The organism is Streptococcus pseudopneumoniae (assembly GCF_001072925.1).
Classification (GTDB): Bacteria; Bacillota; Bacilli; order Lactobacillales; family Streptococcaceae; genus Streptococcus; species Streptococcus pseudopneumoniae_Q.
Genome location: NZ_JVHE01000020.1, coordinates 1 through 2,711, shown reverse-complemented (window position 1 = coordinate 2,711; position 2,711 = coordinate 1). Strand labels below are relative to the sequence as shown.

The following is a 2,711-nucleotide window of genomic DNA, read 5'->3' as shown; positions in this document are numbered from 1 at the left end:
CATTATAGGTCTTATGGGACTTTTTTTCTACAACAAAATAGGCTCCATAATTCCTATGGTGGTTTTACCCACTACAGAAATTATAGAGCCAAAAAAAGAGGTCGGAAATTTTTTCCCGACCTCTTTAGTCTTTATAAGCTACAATTCCGATGATTGTATCAACAGCACGTTCCATTGTTTGAAGGCTAACGTATTCAAAACGACCGTGCATATTTTCACCACCAGCAAAGATATTTGGAGTTGGAATTCCCATAAAGGAAATTTTAGAACCGTCTGTTCCGCCACGGATAGGTTCGATAATTGGTGTAATATCAAGATTTTCCATTACTGATTTAGCGATGGTGATTGGAGTCATATCCTTTTCAATGACTTCCTTCATGTTGTAATACTGATCCGTCAAAGTTAAAGTAACACGATCACTACCAAGTTCTTGGTTCATCTTATCAGCAATAGCTTTCATGGCAGCTTTACGCGCTTCGAAGGTTTCTTTTTCGAAGTCACGAATGATGTAGCTAGCACGCGCTTCCTCAACAGTACCTGTTACATCCATGAGATGGTAGAATCCTTGGTAACCCTCAGTCAACTCAGGTCGGTCACCAGCTGGGAGTTGATTGTGGAAGTCAATGGCTAATTGAAGGGCATTGACCATTTGTCCTTTGGCCGTTCCTGGGTGAACATTACGACCTTGGAAATGAAGTTCAGCACCTGCAGCAGAGAAGGTTTCATACTGAAGTTCACCAAGAGGTCCACCGTCAACTGTATAGGCAAAGTCAACATTGAAATCTTCTGCATCAAATTTATTGGCACCAACACCGATTTCTTCATCAGGTCCGAAGCCAACACGGATTTCACAGTGTTTAATCTCAGGATGAGCAGTCAAGTATTCGATAGCTGTCATGATTTCAGCGATACCAGATTTATCATCAGCCCCGAGAAGGGTAGTTCCATCAGTTGTAATCAAGGTTTGCCCTAGATATTTCTCTAAGCTCTTGAAATCCGCTGGATCTAGTTTGAAACCAGAGTTGCCAAGCCTGATAACGCCACCATCATAATTTTCAATAACTTGCGGGTTAACACCTTCAGCATTAAAATCTGCAGTATCCATGTGGGAGATAAAACCAATCTTACGAGTTAAACTAGGATCGTTAGCTGGAAGAGTACCGATAGCAAAACCATTTGGCAAATAATAGACATTTTGCAAACCGACACGTTTCATCTCAGGGATGAGGACATTGGTTGCGAAGTCTACCTGACTCTGAGTGCTTGGTGTAGTAGTTGAATGTTCGTCAGAACGTGTATTGACTTTGACATAAGTCAAAAAACGCTCCAACAATGTTGGATATTTCATCGTAACTCCTTTTTTTCTTCTTTTTAAAACCATTGTATCATAGAAAGAAGATAAAAACAAAAGTCAGAAGGGAGATAAAATCCTTATGTTAGCGTTTACTTATGGCAACTTTAGTGATACAATAAAAAAGATAAAAATATCACAAGGATGCAGAGATGAAAAAAGCGATTTTAATGATGACATTTGGTTCCCCAGAAGAGATTACCTTTGAAGGAGTAGCCGACTTTTTTACCAACATTCGTCGTGGAGTTCGACCTCAAGACCACGAGATTCAAACACTTTATGATAATTATGTTCGAATTGGAGGAACTCCACTTCAAAAAATTACCCGTGAAGAAGTTGCCTTGGTAGAAGCTAGGTTAGGAAATGAATATAGTGTCTATTTTGCCAATAAATTTTCAACCCCTTTTATTCCAGATATAATTCGGCAAATGGAAGCAGATGGAATTGAAAAGTGTATTTGCTTGATTTTGGAGCCACACTATTCCTTTTACTCTGTCATGGGTTATGAGAAATTTTTAGAAAGCAAGCAAATTCAATTTTTGGTCATTAAGGACTGGTATCAGGAAGAAGTGCTCTTAAACTATTGGGCAGATGAAATTGGTAAAATTTTAAAAGAAGAAGTAAAGCAGGATAGCTTTAAAGTCATCTTTTCTGCCCACAGTGTGCCCATTTTTGCCTTGGATTTTGGTGATCCCTATATCGACCAGATTTTCGAAAATAGCAAGTTAATTGCTGAGAAATTAGGCTTGAAACCAGAGCAATATACCAACACTTGGCAGAGTGAAAGTGATATTGGTATTCCTTGGATTAAGCCAGATGTTCTGGAATATCTTAGAGAACAGGAAGAACATCCAGAGCATTATATTTTTGTGCCTATTAGTTTTATCAGTGAGCATATTGAAGTCTTGTTTGACAACGATGTGGAATGTCATGACTTGTGTCAGGAATTGGAGGTGAACTACCATCGTCCACCAATGCCAAATACAGATTCTCGTTTGATTGATGCCTTGGTCAATATTGTCCGAGCTAACGAACATAAAGAATTTAGAGAATTCCTCCCAGAAGAAGAAACCTTTGATGAATTAGTCCCTTCGGAGGAAACTAAGAATATTTTAGATGAATCACAAGACTTACAAATGCCAGAATTTGTTAAAAAATTAATTGAAAAAAAAGGTCGTGAAAATGTCAAGATGCCTTATTTAATCAAAAAAATGCTTGAAAAAGCTGGCAAATTACCTAACGACTAAGTGAAAATAGAAAAGAACTGGTAATACTCTTCGAAAATCAAATTCAAACTGCGTCAACGTCGCCTTGCCGTACTCAAGTACAGCCTGCGGCTAGTTTCCTAGTTTGCTCTTTG

At 38.4% G+C, this 2,711-nt stretch carries 2 protein-coding genes; one reads left to right on the top strand and one right to left on the bottom strand.

The genetic code is table 11. The annotated features are described in order from the left end of the window. Positions 1 to 124: 124 nt before the first annotated feature. Positions 125 to 1,348, bottom strand: coding sequence for a peptidase T (gene pepT / locus ADH81_RS00775; protein WP_049525806.1), 1,224 nt, complete (start codon positions 1,346 to 1,348; stop codon positions 125 to 127). 155 nt (positions 1,349 to 1,503) lie between these two features. Between pepT and hemH the strand changes: the two genes are divergently transcribed. Further along, positions 1,504 to 2,598, top strand: a complete 1,095-nt coding sequence (gene hemH, locus ADH81_RS00770; RefSeq protein WP_049525804.1) for a ferrochelatase — start codon at positions 1,504 to 1,506, stop codon at positions 2,596 to 2,598. The last annotated feature ends 113 nt before the right edge of the window (positions 2,599 to 2,711 follow it).

What these genes read in the sequence shown, in the direction of transcription:
- pepT (WP_049525806.1), bottom strand. Translation starts at nt 1,348, where the DNA reads ATGAAATATCCAACATTGTTGGAGCGTTTTTTGACTTATGTCAAAGTC.
- hemH (WP_049525804.1), top strand. Translation starts at nt 1,504, where the DNA reads ATGAAAAAAGCGATTTTAATGATGACATTTGGTTCCCCAGAAGAGATT.